Source organism: Paraglaciecola aquimarina (assembly GCF_032464635.1).
In the GTDB taxonomy this organism is placed as follows: Bacteria; Pseudomonadota; Gammaproteobacteria; order Enterobacterales; family Alteromonadaceae; genus Paraglaciecola; species Paraglaciecola aquimarina.
Genome location: NZ_JAWDIO010000002.1, coordinates 933016 through 949879, shown reverse-complemented (window position 1 = coordinate 949879; position 16864 = coordinate 933016). Strand labels below are relative to the sequence as shown.

Here is a 16864-nt window from a genome sequence, read left to right as displayed (position 1 = left end):
GTTTTATGAATTCGACCTAGACCATTCTCTATTCAACAAAGAAAACATATTCATATCGTGAAAGGCATCTCCCCAATAACTTTTTTCTCTGAGAGTGCCTTCAAATTCAAACTTGTGCTTTTTGATAAGCTTTTCAGACGCGAGATTACTAGGTGAAATATAAGCTTCAATTCTATGTACGTAAAACTGAAAGCTCTCAGCGAAAACATGGTTAATCATCGCTGTTACAGCTTGACTAGCATACCCTCTGCCCCAGTATTCTGTGGCTAATTCGTAACTAATTACCGCTGTATGATCAAAGGGATTCCAATTAACAAAACCGCAAGACCCAATAAGCTGCATAGTATTTTTATCCCTAATCGCCCAACGAATACCGCTATTGCTTTCGAACAAAACATCGAAATGTTTAATCAAGCGGATAGCATCAAGCTCCGTTTTAAACTTATCTACGTCGTAGTGCTCAACTACTTGCGAGTCAGAAAATATCTTAAACACATGACTAGCATCGCTATGAATCAACTGATCTAAGATTAGACTATCTGTGGAGAGTATAGGAAATTCAATTGCTGTCATTGGTTCTATTCCTTACCTTGAATAAGATCTCAGATAGACTATCTGAATTATCTTCAAGCTTATCAAAATGGGCAGCCATAATCTGTTTGTATTGTATAAAAATGTTTAGCTATGCGGACACAGAACTATCAAAATAAACCTGAATGAAGTTATAGGTACTAGTTTAATTTAGATAGCGCTGTCTCTATCAAATCTTTAAATGGTGTTAACTTTTCGTGCGTGCTAGGCAAAACCATTCCTTGTAAACTTAATAAAAAGCCTTTCACATTATGCTTTTGAGCTAAACCACTTTGGCTCTTGTATACTTGGCTCCAATCCTTAAAAGGTTTTGCGGCACTAATATCAGCAAACCAAGTTTGCCAATCTGCAAACTTAATATCTTCACGCAACATTGCGTACACCACAGGCATAGCTAAGCGTTCTGGCTCGCCATAAATATAAAAATGCGCATCAGCGGGTTTAATTTGATTTGCTAGAGCCTTGAGCATTAAATCTACATGAGACGAAGTGGTCTGCTTGTTTAAAATCAATTGCAGCATCACATCTGCACTATGGGCGATACCATGACGCCATCCAAGCTTTGCATCAAAGCCTCTATAATCCCTTAGACTCTGCATATATTCACTAACAACCTGCACCACCCGCTGATGTTGCCTAGCGTTCAAATAGGGAGTGATACGGTCTACCCTAACCACTTCTGACAAAGCTAACGTGACAAATGGTAGATATACCTGATACTCATCATTACGACGCTCTTCAATATCGGATAGAAAGCGATTGAATAGCCATAACTGCGTATCTTTACTTAATTTTCCGGCTCTTAGCCAAGTTGCATAAGCTTTATAGGCGATATCATCTCGAAGCATAGGCTCACTAGATGCTAAGCAATAACTTAACTGCTTAGCTAATACTTGACGCTCACTATCAGCAACGACAAAGTCACTATTTCTAAGGGCAATATACTGCTCTTTAGCCCAGCCGTTTTTAAAACAAGGATCAGCTTTAATTAACCTTTGAGTTTGACCGTGAGCTACCCCACCAACCCCAAAGTAGAACAATATAAAAATAGAGACTATACGCATAATAATAGTGAACTATCAAAAACCCACAGGTTACCACACCCTCAATCATTAGTTATATCAATCAAGGTTTTAAAAACTATAAAGACATAGTTACGAATGTAGGATCTTCAGAGTGGTTTGGTATTAACCATTATTAAACTGCCGCCCTATTCACCAGAACTTAACCCCATATAACAAGTATGGTCTTGGCTACGTCAATATCATTTAGCCAACCGCTGTTTCAATGGATATAACGATATATTTAACGCGTGCAGCGCAGTTTGGAATAATTTTATTGAAAACAATAAACGGATGGTAAGATTATGTAGTCGCGACTGGGCAAATGTGGCTAAACTTTAATGCGGATTGGTATTATCAGAGGTGTAAAAATACTAAATAAAACTGCAGATGCAAAAAAGGGCTACCCATATGGATAGCCCTTTCTTTAAATAGGAGTCTGGCAGTGTGCTACTCTCGCATGGGGGGAAGCGGGGTCTTTTAAGAGTGCAACTCTTACCGCTGTAACGAGTCAAGCTATGCTTGATTCCGGGAATCCACTTCGTGATGGGAAAATGCCGTATTGAGACGAGCACTGCTCGGCTAGGCATTTTCAATGAGTCATGGATGACGAATTTGGGTGCATCTCATCAGGGGTTAAATCGAGGCTTTCTGGAGCATTGCTCCAGCGGTTTAACAGCTTGGCATGGATGCCAAGGATGGGTGCCGATCATCAGGGATGTGTATTTGACTACTTTACGTGATACTCACCTAACCGCCTGAAAGACAGGAGCTCTGCGACTGTCCGGGAATCCACTTTGTGATGGTTTATTGCTGGGTAGCATTGCGCGAATGCGCTTATACGAAAAAGCCCTGAGCGTTGTATGCTCAGGGCTTTTCGTGTAATTGGGAGTCTGGCAGTGTGCTACTCTCGCATGGGGAAACCCCAAACTACCATCGCCGCTAATGCGTTTCACTTCTGAGTTCGGAATGGGATCAGGTGGGACCGCATCGCTATGGCCGCCAGACATAAACTGTTATTTATCGAGTGTTAACTCAATAAATCAATATGTAAAAGCTGATGCTCTTGTCTCTCTTGTGAGAGGGAGCAAATAATCGAGGCTAAAAAGCTCTTTAGTCTTACTCTAATTTCTATGTCGTATCTTGTCACTAAACACACCAACTGCTTCTTATTCTATCTTTCTACTTTAGCGAGTAGGTAAATTGTCAGGAAGGTTTCCTTCCGTTTAAGCAATTTAACACGACTCGTTCGAAGAACGATTATATAAGGAAGCCACTTGGGCGTTGTATGGTTAAGCCTCACGGGCAATTAGTACAGGTTAGCTCAACGCATTGCTACGCTTCCACACCCTGCCTATCAACGTCGTAGTCTTCAACAACCCTTTAGGTACGTTAAACGTACAGGGATGACTCATCTTGGGGCTCGCTTCCCGCTTAGATGCTTTCAGCGGTTATCGATTCCGAACGTAGCTACCGGGCAATGCCTTTGGCAAAACAACCCGAACACCAGCGGTTCGTCCACTCCGGTCCTCTCGTACTAGGAGCAGCTCCCCTCAATCATCCAACGCCCACACCAGATAGGGACCGAACTGTCTCACGACGTTCTAAACCCAGCTCGCGTACCACTTTAAATGGCGAACAGCCATACCCTTGGGACCGACTTCAGCCCCAGGATGTGATGAGCCGACATCGAGGTGCCAAACACCGCCGTCGATATGAACTCTTGGGCGGTATCAGCCTGTTATCCCCGGAGTACCTTTTATCCGTTGAGCGATGGCCCTTCCATTCAGAACCACCGGATCACTATGACCTACTTTCGTACCTGCTCGACGTGTCTGTCTCGCAGTTAAGCTGGCTTATGCCATTGCACTAACCTCCTGATGTCCGACCAGGCATTAGCCAACCTTCGTGCTCCTCCGTTACGCTTTGGGAGGAGACCGCCCCAGTCAAACTACCCACCAGACACTGTCCACATTCCCGATAAGGGAACAATGTTAGAACATCAAACCTACAAGGGTGGTATTTCAAGGTTGACTCCACATCATCTGGCGACAATGCTTCGAAGTCTCCCACCTATCCTACACATGTAGGGTCAATGTTCAGTGCCAAGCTATAGTAAAGGTTCACGGGGTCTTTCCGTCTAGGTGCGGGTACACAGCATCTTCACTGCGATTTCAATTTCACTGAGTCTCGGGTGGAGACAGCGTGGCCATGATTACGCCATTCGTGCAGGTCGGAACTTACCCGACAAGGAATTTCGCTACCTTAGGACCGTTATAGTTACGGCCGCCGTTTACCGGGGCTTCGATCAAGAGCTTCGCCGAAGCTAACCCCATCAATTAACCTTCCGGCACCGGGCAGGCGTCACACCGTATACGTCATCTTTCGATTTAGCACAGTGCTGTGTTTTTAATAAACAGTTCCAGCCACCATTTCACTGCGGCCGCCATTCGCTTAGGGAGTCAATCCCATCACAAACAGCGGCGTACCTTCTCCCGAAGTTACGGTACGATTTTGCCGAGTTCCTTCACCCGAGTTCTCTCAAGCGCCTTAGTATTCTCTACCTGACCACCTGTGTCGGTTTGGGGTACGGTTCGATATATCATAAGTTTAGAGGCTTTTCCTGAAGCAGAGTATTTGCAACTTCAACACCGTAGTGTCTCGTCTCGTGTCTCGACCAATGTTATCCCGGATTTGCCTAAGATAACGGCCTACGCACTTTCACCTGGACAACCAACGCCAGGCTTGCATAACTTTCTCCGTCCCCCCTTCACTGATATACCAAGTACGGAAATATTAATCCGTTTCCCATCGACTACGCATTTCTGCCTCGCCTTAGGGGCCGACTTACCCTGCCCTGATTAGCATGGGACAGGAAACCTTGGTCTTCCGGCGTGGGGGTTTTTCACCCCCATTATCGTTACTCATGTCAGCATTCGCACTTGTGATATGTCCAGCAAGCCTCTCAGCTCACCTTCAGCCACTTACACAACGCTCCCCTACCACTTGTACATAAGTACAAGTCCGCAGCTTCGGTATATTACTTAGCCCCGTTACATCTTCCGCGCAGGCCGACTCGACTAGTGAGCTATTACGCTTTCTTTAAAGGGTGGCTGCTTCTAAGCCAACCTCCTAGCTGTCTTAGCCTTCCCACTTCGTTTCCCACTTAGTAATATTTAGGGACCTTAGCTGGCGGTCTGGGTTGTTTCCCTCTTCACGACGGACGTTAGCACCCGCCGTGTGTCTCCCGGATAGTACTCACAGGTATTCGGAGTTTGCAAAGGGTTGGTAAGTCGGGATGACCCCCTAGCCTTAACAGTGCTCTACCCCCTGTGGTATTCGTCCGAGGCGCTACCTAAATAGCTTTCGGGGAGAACCAGCTATCTCCCGGTTTGATTGGCCTTTCACCCCCAGCCACAAGTCATCCGCTAACTTTTCAACGTTAGTCGGTTCGGTCCTCCAGTTGATGTTACTCAACCTTCAACCTGCCCATGGCTAGATCACCGGGTTTCGGGTCTATACCTAGCAACTGAACGCGCAGTTAACACTCGCTTTCGCTACGGCTCCCCTATTCGGTTAACCTCGCTACTAAATATAAGTCGCTGACCCATTATACAAAAGGTACGCAGTCACAGAACAAGTCTGCTCCCACTGCTTGTACGTATACGGTTTCAGGTTCTATTTCACTCCCCTCACAGGGGTTCTTTTCGCCTTTCCCTCACGGTACTGGTTCACTATCGGTCAGTTAGGAGTATTTAGCCTTGGAGGATGGTCCCCCCATCTTCAGTCAAGATAACACGTGTCCCGACCTACTTAATATGGCAATAATGACGCTTTGTGTACGGGGCTATCACCCTGTATCGCGTAGCTTTCCAACTACTTCCACTACTTCATTACTACTCGGCTGCTCCCCGTTCGCTCGCCGCTACTAGGGGAATCTCGTTTGATTTCTTTTCCTAAGGGTACTTAGATGTTTCAGTTCCCCTCGTTCGCCTCTTACCGCTATGTATTCACTGTAAGATAGTCCCTAAGGACTGGGTTTCCCCATTCGGACATCTGTGGATCAAAGCATTTTGTCGGCTCCCCACAGCTTTTCGCAGACTTACACGTCCTTCATCGCCTCTAACTGCCTAGGCATCCACCGTATACGCTTAGTCACTTAACCATACAACCCCAAATGACCTCTTTGTTACCGTAGTAACAACACGTTATGTTTGTTTGGTAGACAGTAACGGCCTCCAATTAACACAACTCGTCTCACCCCTTGGCCTTTTATCCAAGGTTAGGCATAACCTCGCGGTTATCGTTGTATGCGTGACAAGTACTAATCATAAAAATCAGATAGAGTAAGCTCTTAAAGAGTACTCTTTTTGTTTTCGATTACTTTTTTATCAGCTTTCCATATTGTTAAAGAACATTTAAGGTTTAAAAACCCTAATCAATAAACATACTATTATGCGTATTGATTAAGGCTACTTAATCTTGTTGAGCAAATCACTTCCCAAAGAAAGTGGTGGAGCTAAGCAGGATCGAACTGCTGACCTCCTGCGTGCAAGGCAGGCGCTCTCCCAGCTGAGCTATAGCCCCTCAAATAGCTTGAGAGTGTGTATCTATTACCGTTAACACAACCTTCGTTATGCAATTCGCATTCAGACAAGGCGAAGTAAGAGGACGTGTGGCTTTTCTACACGACGAATACTTCAACGCAGTATCAATGCGAATTTGGTAGGCTTGGGCAGACTTGAACTGCCGACCTCACCCTTATCAGGGGTGCGCTCTAACCAGCTGAGCTACAAGCCTTTCTTGCTTCTGCTTTTTGCCCTATGCGTCGCCTTTGTTTTTCGCTCACTCGGTTATGTACGACTTGTACACGCCCTCGCTCGCTCAAAAGTCAGCTCGCCTAGAACAAAAATCATCGCAATAAACTCGCGATGACTGCAGCGCTAAGAATTTGCTTGAATAACCCAAGCACTTCTTTTTGCTCTTTCTTATCAACAACAAAACAATCTGTGTGAACACTCAGCAAAGCAAGGCCTGCCGTAATAGTAAGGAGGTGATCCAACCCCAGGTTCCCCTAGGGTTACCTTGTTACGACTTCACCCCAGTCATGAAACACAAAGTGGTAACCGTCCCCCCGAAGGTTAGACTAGCTACTTCTTTTGCATCCCACTCCCATGGTGTGACGGGCGGTGTGTACAAGGCCCGGGAACGTATTCACCGCAACATTCTGATTTGCGATTACTAGCGATTCCGACTTCATGGAGTCGAGTTGCAGACTCCAATCCGGACTACGACGAGCTTTAAGGGATCCGCTTACTCTCACAAGTTCGCTTCCCTCTGTACTCGCCATTGTAGCACGTGTGTAGCCCTACTCGTAAGGGCCATGATGACTTGACGTCGTCCCCACCTTCCTCCGGTTTGTCACCGGCAGTCTCCTTAGAGTGCCCAACTTAAGGCTGGCAACTAAGGACAAGGGTTGCGCTCGTTGCGGGACTTAACCCAACATCTCACGACACGAGCTGACGACAGCCATGCAGCACCTGTATCAGAGTTCCCGAAGGCACCCATTCATCTCTGAAAAGTTCTCTGTATGTCAAGAGTAGGTAAGGTTCTTCGCGTTGCATCGAATTAAACCACATGCTCCACCGCTTGTGCGGGCCCCCGTCAATTCATTTGAGTTTTAACCTTGCGGCCGTACTCCTCAGGCGGTCTACTTATCGCGTTAGCTACGCTACTCACGAGTTAAACTCACAAACAGCTAGTAGACAGCGTTTACGGTGTGGACTACCAGGGTATCTAATCCTGTTCGCTACCCACACTTTCGCACATGAGCGTCAGTCTTTGGCCAGGGAGTCGCCTTCGCCACTGATGTTCCTCCAGATATCTACGCATTTCACCGCTACACCTGTAATTCCACTCCCCTCTCCAAGACTCTAGCCTGCCAGTTCTAAATGCTATTCCCAGGTTGAGCCCGGGGCTTTCACATCTAGCTTAACAAACCGCCTGCGTGCGCTTTACGCCCAGTAATTCCGATTAACGCTCGCACCCTCCGTATTACCGCGGCTGCTGGCACGGAGTTAGCCGGTGCTTCTTCTGTTGCTAACGTCACAGCTAGCAGGTATTAACTACTAACCTTTCCTCACAACTGAAAGTGCTTTACAACCCGAAGGCCTTCTTCACACACGCGGCATGGCTGCATCAGGGTTCCCCCCATTGTGCAATATTCCCCACTGCTGCCTCCCGTAGGAGTCTGGACCGTGTCTCAGTTCCAGTGTGGCTGATCTTCCTCTCAGAACAGCTAGAGATCGTCGCCTTGGTGCGCTTTTACCACACCAACTAGCTAATCTCGCTTAGGCCACTCTTTGCGCGGGAGCAAAAGCCCCCTTTGGTCCGAAGACATTATGCGGTATTAGCTATCGTTTCCAATAGTTATCCCCCACACAAAGGCATGTTCCTAAGTATTACTCACCCGTCCGCCACTCGACATCATCTAGCAAGCTAGACATGTTTCCGTTCGACTTGCATGTGTTAGGCCTGCCGCCAGCGTTCAATCTGAGCCATGATCAAACTCTTCAATTAAATATATCGAAAATATGAATTTTTTTGGTAGACACTCACTTCGTGAATGTCCACACAGATTGTCTTGTTATTAATTGTTAAAGAACAGTGTCATTTACATGACCGCTACCTCAGTAGCTGCTTCCGTAGAAGCGTCGCTTTAGATGCTGTCCGAAGACCCTCTTAAGCGGGAGGCGTATAATACTCGCTTCCGATTCGATGTCAACAAGTTTTTTAATTTAATTTCAAACTAAACAACTCGCTGCATCCCGCTAACCACAACACTCTCAGAGCATCGCAATGACAATATTTACTCTAGGTAAATCCTGTCTCGGTAAGCCGTTTTAAGTGGCCTCCCCGAAGCGAGATGCGCATTATAGAGATAACTTCCCTCACTGCAACCCCTTTTTTCAATTAATTGTTTGAATGGTCACTAAACCAACAAACGGGTGATATATGCAGCAATTTAACGCGGTTTGGAGCATATTTTTGCTATTATTCAGTTATATAAATAGATGGGCGGAACTTGTTATGACAATTAGACGGTACAAAAACACTTTACCTAGTATTGGTAAAAACACTTATGTTGACGACTCGGCGGTATTGGTAGGAGATATAACCTGCGGAGATGATGTCAGTATATGGCCACTCGTAGCTGCAAGGGGTGACGTAAACTTTATAAAAATCGGAGATAGGACAAATATACAAGATGGTTCTGTATTGCATGTTACTCGATCATCAGATGGCAGTGAATCTGGATTCCCACTAATAATAGGTGAGGATGTAACGGTGGGGCATAAATGCATGCTTCATGGATGCACTCTAGGAGATCGTATATTAGTAGGTATGGGGGCAATATTGCTAGATGGTGTAATAGTAGAGAACGATGTATTTATAGGAGCGGGTACTTCTAGTTCCTCCTAATAAGAGACTCGAAAGTGGTTACTTATATATAGGCAACCCAGCTAAACAAGCTCGCCCACTTAAAGAAAGGGAGCTGGCGTTTTTGAAACAGTCAGCCATTAATTACGTAGAAACTAAAAATGAGTACTTAGAGGAGTCATAATAGTAACCACTAAATAACGCCTACAAGTAAATATTCGGTTGGATATATTATTTAAATGTTAAATTGTTAACAATAAATCTTATTTTTATATGAATTTTATATTAGTATACAAACTAAGCTCAGTTATAGTTTGGATTTATTGTGGATATAATTCAGTTTTTTGGTCGTTTTCACGTTCTAGTGCTGCATTTACCAATAGGCATATTAATGCTTGCTGCTTTATTGGAGATACATTGCGCTTTATTTAATAAGGAGCGATCTAAGTTATGTAACCTAATTTGGTTTTGGGGAGCGATTGCTGCTATATCCGCCTGTATTCTTGGTTATATGCTTTCTACTGGTGGTGGATATAGCGAAGACGCTGTCTTTATCCATATGGCATTTGGTATATCAGTAGCATCTACCGCTATTATTTGCTGGTTGTTTTTTAAATTTAAAAAAACAACCAGCAAAATACTCACAACTCTATTATCTTGCCTACAACTGTTTTTGTTATTCTCTACTGGGCACTATGGCGCCAACATGACTCATGGTGAAACCTATCTAGTCGAGCACGCCCCAAATTTTGTCAGGACACTAGTTGGCTTTGAACCACACCAAGAGCCTCGCCCACCTATCACTGCAATTGAAGATGCTGATATATACCTAGATCTCATTCGACCAATATTTAAAGCAAACTGTATTAGTTGTCATAATGACGCAAAAGCCAAAGGTAAACTTAACCTAGCTAATATAGAGGGAATTAATAAAGGAGGAAAAACCGCAAACACTTGGGGAAATAGCCAGCTAGAAAAAGCGAGCTATATCGTCGAATAACATTGGACGAACATCACAAAGAGTTTATGCCAGCCGAAGGTAAAAAGCCGCTAAGCGAAAATCAAGTAAAAACACTAGCATGGTGGATAAAATTAGGAGCACCTACACAAGGTAAGGTTGTTGCTAACACATTAAACAAAGCTGATAAAAAGTCTGTAGCGCAACAATTAGGTCTTGTCGCAGCTGACAACGCTTGGCCATTGCCAAAACATCCGAGTATCCCAGCAAAAGTCATTGTGGATTTACAGCAGCAAGGCTTCTTAGTCAAAACCATCGCTCAAAACGTACATTATTTAGATGTAGATTACTCATCTAACCTACATAGCATTTCCGATGAAGCGATTTCAGCTCTACTCGACGGCAAAGAATATATAGCTTACTTAAATCTTATTAATTCAAATATTTCTGCACAGCAATTAACTAGAATTGGTCAACTCCATCACTTGCTCAGGTTACGCTTAGATAAGACTCCAGTTGATGATACTGGTTTACAGGATCTTACCGCTCTACCTAACCTTCAGTACTTAAACCTTTATAGCACTCAAATTACCGATACGGCAGTGGAAGCTTTGCTTAGCTTTAAACAACTCAGGCAATTATATGTAGGTCAAACTGCGCTAACTAATGAAGCTATCACAGAGATATCTGCAGTCAGACCCGAAATCAGGGTATTTGGGCTGACTAGTAAAATGAAAGATTTCCAAGCTGCAACCCAAAAGGTTCTTAAAAATCAAGCTAAACAAGCTAAGCCATAACGAGGTACAGATATGACAATGAACAATGATAACCAAAGTTCGGTCGACAATAGTAAACGAAGCTTTATTAAGAATAGTTCTGCGTTAAGCTCTGCCTTGCTATTAGCTACTTTCAGCAACAGTTCTAATGCTCACAAGCCGCCCCCAAAGCCTTTGCCTAAAGCATCTAGAGAAAGTGCTCATGGAAAAATAGTCGGCCATGGAGATTTTAGATACAAGGTCAATTATTTTTGGGGCAACCTCGATCCTCATCAAGTACCAGTGGAAAACTGTCATGGATTAGCCTTTGATTCTAAAGGTCGCATTATCATGGTCACTGATAACGATAAAAACAACTTCGTAATCTACAACAAGGATGGCAAGTTACTGGATGCCTGGGGTACACAACACCCGGGCGCTCACTCAGTCAAGATTAACCATGAAAATGGTGAAGACTTTATATATATAGTAGATAGCGGCTGGGTGTTAAATCGACACTGGGATGGTGTGACTACCGGCAATTGGAAATCACCCACCAACAAGTTTATTCCGCAGCAAGGGTTTATTAGTAAGTTAACCCTAGATGGCAAACTTATATACACCATTGGTCACCCATTAACCATTGGCATTTATCAGGCCGATGAACCATTTCGTCCAACCGACATCGCCATTGCCGCGAATGGTGATTTATATGTAACTGATGGCTATGGTTCTGATCGTTTAATTCAGTACAACCATAATGGCCAATATATCCGTCATTGGGGCGGCAAGAACAATCAAGATCCTAACTATAATTTAAGCAATACCCACGGTATTGGTATTGATTTGCGAAACCCTGCGGATCCCCATTTAGTCGTGAGTTCCAGAGCGGCCAATGAACTTAAGTTATTTGCAATGGATGGCAAATACCGCAGCACAATTTCCACGCCTGGCGCATTTGTAGGCGGCCCTACTTTTAAAGGTGATTATGCTTATATTCCGGTGTGTTGGTCTGTGGTCAATGGCAAGCGTCAAAGCAATTCTGGCTTTATTACTATCTTAGATAAAAACAATAAAGTTATATCAAACCCGGGCGGGACAGCACCCGTATATAAAAAAGGAAAACTACAAAGCATGCATACCACTTGGGACGTATTTAATCACTGTCATGCTGTCTGTGTTGACCAAGATGAAAACTTATATGTAGGTCAATGGAATTCCAATCAAACCTATCCCATTAAATTAGAGCGAGTTTAATATGATGTTTTCTAAACAGTGTATCCAAATCACTAAACTTACTCTCAGCACTCTACCATTTATTGGCTTAGTGGCTTGTACGGATAATTCACTGGCAGATGCTGAGACCGCCAAATACAATTTACCCGAAGTAGTTGATTACAATTTTCATATTAAACCTATTTTATCTGACACCTGCTTTCTATGTCATGGCCCAGATGCCACCAATGCTAAAGCTGGCTTAAGCTTAAACACATTTGAACGTGCTACTAAACATGTTCTTGAATCAGGCAGTCACGCGATAGTCCCTGGTAAGCCTGAAGAAAGTGAAGCACTGCAAAGGATCACCTCAACTGATCCAAATATGATAATGCCACCACCTAACTCAAATTTAACTTTGTCAGACCGAGAGAAAGCCTTAATTAGTAAATGGATTAAACAAGGGGCTGAATATAAAAAGCACTGGTCTTTTATTACGCCAGAAAAAAACTACCACCAGCTGTTACTCAAACAAATTGGCCGGTCAATCCATTAGACAACTTTATACTGAAAAAAATAGAAGATAAAAATTTATCGCCTACTGAACAGGCCGACAAAGAAACCTTAATACGTCGTGTCACTTTTGATTTAACGGGCTTACCACCAAGTTTGGAAGAAATAGATGCGTTTATCGCCGACACCAGTGACAGCGCCTATGAAACCGTTGTGGATAGGCTGCTTGCTAGTTCAGCATATGGAGAGCGATTAGCTTCTGAATGGTTAGACGTGGCTCGTTACGCCGACACTCACGGCTACGCCACCGACCCTTTTCGAGATGTATCGCCATACCGTGATTGGGTAATTGAGAAATTCAACCAAAACATGCCTTTTGATGAATTTGTCACTTGGCAGTTAGCAGGAGATCTTTTGCCCAATGCCACAGCAGAACAAAAATTAGCCACCGCATTTAATCGTATGCACACCCAAAATAACGAAGGCGGAATTGTACTAGAGGAGTTTCGCGTCGAATACGTCAAAGACAGAGTGCAATCACTAGGCACTGGTTTGTTGGGCTTAACTTTGCACTGTGCTCAATGTCATGATCATAAATATGACGATATCCCAACGAAGGATTACTACCAAACCTTCGCCATGTTTAATAATAATGATGACTCAGGACAGATACCTTGGGATGCCAAAGACATGCCCGTCCCCACTATGCTGTTACCTACCAAAGCGCAAAAAAGCGACGTGGCAAGTATCAATGATAGGGTTACTGCTAGCGAAGCTAAACTGGCGGCAAGTATAGATACACCTAAAGAGGGATTAAATAGCTGGAAGAACACGGTTTCTGCCAATCTATTAGCTAAAAAGTCCCTTATCGCGCACTTCCCTCTTACCCTTGATGATAGTAATGAGACCATAGCTAACGCCGTACGCAAAGATAAACCTGATCGGGTTTTATTTAGTTCTAATATAAACGAGAAAACCGGTGCTGAGTTTGTCACTAAAACAGACCAACAACATCAAGGCATTTTACTAAATGGTGAAGACGCCTTGTATTTCCCTCATGAAGACAAGTTTAGCCGAGCCACCCCATTCACTGTGGCGGTTAACGTCAAACTGCCTGAATCAATTAAAAGCGGCGTGATCTTTCACAACAATAAGTCTTCTACTTTATATGCCTACAAAGGCTTTGATGTCAGTGTTGAAGATAATTATTGGCTAGTGCGTTTAGCCCATACCTACCCCTATAATGCCATAGCGCTGCGCTCTAAAAACCCGGTAACCAAAAAACAGTGGCAACATGTTGCACTTACTTACGACGGCTCATCTAAGGCCAAAGGCGTCACCCTTTATGTCGATGGCAAACCGGTAGACATGACCGTAGAACGTGACAATCTTTATAAAGAAATCAGCCAAGAGAAGAAAGACCATCTTGGCCTAGTCGCCGGCTTAAAAGTGGGCGCTCGCTGGCGTGATAGAGGGGCGGCTAACACCTTAGTTGACGATATTAAATTGTGGTCAAAAGAACTTAGCCAAATTGAAGTGTTAGCCAATGCCAAACAACAACACGGCGAGACACTTAGTTTAGCTCAGGTTGAAGACTCAGATGCGCTGAGTGAGTATTACAATAAGGTGTTCAATAAAGCCTACCAAAAACAATTAGCAGAACTGACTCAAGTTAGAGTTAAGCAAAGTACTTTAGTTGAGCCCATCAAAGAAATGATGATCATGCAAGAGCTTAAAGGTGAGCGGCGTCCTAGCTATATCTTAGAGCGAGGACTGTATTCAGAGCATGGTGAAGAAGTTGAACCTGGCGTGCCTGAAGCAGTGTTCCCCTTTGACCAATCATTACCTAAAAATCGTATCGGTTTGGCAAAATGGTTAACGGATCCCAAGCACCCACTTATGGCCCGAGTTGTCAGTAATCGTTATTGGGCAATGTTAATGGGCAATGGCATAGTGCGCACACCAGAAGACTTTGGTAGTCAAGGTAAGTTACCCACTCATCCCGACGCTCTTGATTGGCTGAGCCGCGAATTCATTGATTCAGGCTGGGATGTGAAACATCTAATTAAGACCATTGCCATGACAGCTACCTACAAACAAAGTTCGCTAGCAAGCTCAGAATTAATAGCCCAAGATCCCGAAAACACCTTGTTTGCCAGCGGCCCCTCGAATCGCTTAACCGCAGAAATGCTACGAGACAACGTGCTCGCTGCCAGTGGATTATTAGTTACCAAAGTTGGTGGTAAAAGTGTTTACCCTTATCAACCAGAAGGGCTATGGAAAATGAATCGAGCTACCTACGTACAAAGTAAAGGTGACGATTTATATCGCCGCAGTTTATACACAGTTTGGAAGCGCAACGCGCCGCCACCAAGCATGCATACTTTTGACACCCCAACGCGTACTTATACTGTGGGCGCGCGTCAAGCCACAAGCACACCTTTACAAGCTCTGACTATGATGAACGATCCGCAATTTGTTGAAGCTGGCCGTGTACTCGCTGAGCGCGTGATGACTCAAACACCAGACAGCGAACAACGTTTAACTAGGCTGTATCGGTTACTCACCAGTCAATATCCTGATCAAGATGAACTCGGTGTTTTAAAAGAAATGTACACCCAATTTGTAGACAAGTATTCAGCCATGCCAGAAGACGCCGACGCGATACTGGAAATTGGCGAAAAAGATCCATTGCCGACATTAGACAAAACCATAGTGGCTGCATTAAGTGCTGTTGCCAACTTAGTTATCAATCATGACGCCACCGTTATTAAACGATAGCCAGGAGACTAAAAATGAACTCTTTTAACCGTAGACAGTTTTTAAAAGGCGCTTCGCTAGCAGGCACAGCTGCAGGCCTAACAGGCATTCCAGGTTTTAGTTTGGCCGAAAACAAAAAAATCATCATGCCCGACAACAGGTTAAATGGCGTAATGGGGCAACCTCATATGCCAGCCAAAGCCAAACGCATGATCTATTTATTTCAAAGCGGTGGGCCTTCACAGATGGAGTTGTTTGATTACAAACCCATGTTAGAAAAAATGCACGGCCAAGAAATTCCAAGTGAAGTCCGCGGTGAAACCCAGTTAACCACTATGACCGCACAGCAAACCTCGCTGCCTTTAGTTAAATCGATTTTCAACTTTAAACAGCATGGTGAATCTGGCGCTTGGGTCAGTGAACTATTACCCCACACCGCTAACATAGCCGATGACTTGTGCTTTATTAAATCAATCCAAACCGATTCTATTAACCACGATCCTGCGGCGACGTTTATTCTGACAGGCTTTCCGATTGCTGGTCGCCCCAGTTTAGGTGCTTGGTTGAGTTATGGCTTAGGTAGCAACAACGACAACCTTCCCCCATTCATTGTGTTATTAACCAACCAGAACAAAGGGCAACCCATATTTGCTCGTTTATGGGGTAATGGTTTCTTACCATCTATTCATCAAGGAGTGAGATTTAGAGCCGGTAAAGATCCAGTCTTATTCGTCAATAATCCAAAAGGCATAGACAGACACGATCGCCGCGAAATGTTGAGCTACCTAGCCAAGTTACACGGTATTCAACATGCTAAAACCATGGACGACGAAATTCACTCACGCATTGCCCAGTACGAAATGGCACAGCGAATGCAAACTTCTGTGCCAGACGTGAATGACTTTTCTGATGAACCAGATTGGGTATTTGACATGTATGGACCTGACTCACGTACACCAGGCACATACGCTGCCAACTGTTTGTTAGCCCGGCGTTTAGCGGAGCGAAATGTAAAGTTCACGCAATTATTCCACCGAGGTTGGGATCATCACAGCGGGCTCCCCGGAGGGATCAGAAACCAATGCCGCGAAACCGACCAAGCATCTGCTGCATTAGTGGCTGACTTAAAACAACGTGGCATGCTAGACGACACCTTAGTCGTTTGGGGCGGGGAATTTGGCCGTACCAGCTATTGTCAGGGCAAGTTTACGGATAAAAAATATGGTCGAGATCACCACCCAAATGCTTCCACTATGTGGATGGCAGGTGGCGGCGTAAAAGCCGGTCTAACCTATGGCGAAACCGATGAGTTTTCTTATAACGTAGTGAAGGATCCAGTACACGTACATGACTTACACGCCACCATTTTGCACTTAATGGGCATAGATCACGAAAAGCTCACCTTTAAATACCAAGGTCGTCGCTTCAGACTAACCGATGTGCACGGTAAGGTAGTGAAAGGGATCTTGGCTTAATAGGCAGTATGGATACCACATCACCTTAGGCATACTAATCCAGATCAGTATGCCTAAGGGCAATCAAATAGAGAGACGATAATAAATTTAAACGCC

The 16864-nt window shown here is 44.3% G+C and carries 8 protein-coding genes, 2 tRNA genes, 3 rRNA genes and 2 pseudogenes; 8 read left to right on the top strand and 7 right to left on the bottom strand.

The features are described 5' to 3' along the window. Positions 1-3 precede the first annotated feature (3 nt). Positions 4-573, bottom strand: coding sequence for a GNAT family N-acetyltransferase (locus tag RS130_RS05335; protein WP_316025101.1), 570 nt, complete (start codon positions 571-573; stop codon positions 4-6). A gap of 158 nt (positions 574-731) precedes the next feature. Continuing rightward, a complete protein-coding gene (locus RS130_RS05330; protein WP_316025100.1) occupies positions 732-1655 on the bottom strand; it encodes a DUF2785 domain-containing protein in 924 nt (307 codons plus the stop codon). A 123-nt stretch (positions 1656-1778) separates the two neighbouring features. On the opposite strand from RS130_RS05330, the pseudogene RS130_RS05325 reads away from it, so the two are divergent. Further along, positions 1779-1994 (top strand): annotated as a pseudogene (locus tag RS130_RS05325) (transposase); the annotation flags it as partial. A 549-nt stretch (positions 1995-2543) separates the two neighbouring features. Here RS130_RS05325 and rrf read toward each other — a convergent pair. From rrf to RS130_RS05300, 5 genes are all read right to left on the bottom strand, one after another. Next, positions 2544-2659: ribosomal RNA gene (gene rrf / locus RS130_RS05320) — 5S ribosomal RNA — on the bottom strand. A 281-nt stretch (positions 2660-2940) separates the two neighbouring features. Continuing rightward, positions 2941-5817 (bottom strand): 23S ribosomal RNA (locus RS130_RS05315). A gap of 346 nt (positions 5818-6163) precedes the next feature. Then, positions 6164-6239, bottom strand: a tRNA-Ala gene (locus tag RS130_RS05310). A 136-nt stretch (positions 6240-6375) separates the two neighbouring features. After that, positions 6376-6452: transfer RNA gene (locus RS130_RS05305), tRNA-Ile, on the bottom strand. A 246-nt stretch (positions 6453-6698) separates the two neighbouring features. After that, positions 6699-8231: ribosomal RNA gene (locus tag RS130_RS05300) — 16S ribosomal RNA — on the bottom strand. Together the 16S, 23S and 5S rRNA genes with 2 tRNA genes alongside form the textbook arrangement of a ribosomal RNA operon. A gap of 510 nt (positions 8232-8741) precedes the next feature. Here RS130_RS05300 and RS130_RS05295 point away from each other — a divergent pair. The 7 genes and pseudogenes from RS130_RS05295 (at position 8742) to RS130_RS05265 (ending at position 16768) form a co-directional block, all read left to right on the top strand. Next, a pseudogene (locus RS130_RS05295) lies at positions 8742-9276 on the top strand (gamma carbonic anhydrase family protein). A 141-nt stretch (positions 9277-9417) separates the two neighbouring features. Then, positions 9418-10092: a DUF2231 domain-containing protein gene (locus RS130_RS05290; RefSeq protein ID WP_316025099.1), complete on the top strand. Its 675-nt coding sequence runs from the start codon at positions 9418-9420 to the stop codon at positions 10090-10092. Between the two features lie 2 nt (positions 10093-10094). Next, positions 10095-10847, top strand: a complete 753-nt coding sequence (locus RS130_RS05285; protein WP_316025098.1) for a leucine-rich repeat domain-containing protein — start codon at positions 10095-10097, stop codon at positions 10845-10847. 12 nt (positions 10848-10859) lie between these two features. After that, complete coding sequence (locus tag RS130_RS05280; RefSeq protein WP_316025097.1) at positions 10860-12062, top strand: NHL repeat-containing protein; 1203 nt, start codon at positions 10860-10862, stop codon at positions 12060-12062. 1 nt (position 12063) lies between these two features. Beyond that, complete coding sequence (locus tag RS130_RS05275) at positions 12064-12576, top strand: c-type cytochrome domain-containing protein (RefSeq protein WP_316025096.1); 513 nt, start codon at positions 12064-12066, stop codon at positions 12574-12576. Further along, positions 12504-15314, top strand: coding sequence for a DUF1553 domain-containing protein (locus RS130_RS05270; protein WP_316027975.1), 2811 nt, complete (start codon positions 12504-12506; stop codon positions 15312-15314). Before RS130_RS05275 ends, RS130_RS05270 begins: the two co-directional genes overlap by 73 nt. A gap of 14 nt (positions 15315-15328) precedes the next feature. Beyond that, positions 15329-16768, top strand: a complete 1440-nt coding sequence (locus RS130_RS05265; RefSeq protein ID WP_316025095.1) for a DUF1501 domain-containing protein — start codon at positions 15329-15331, stop codon at positions 16766-16768. Positions 16769-16864: the final 96 nt, after the last annotated feature.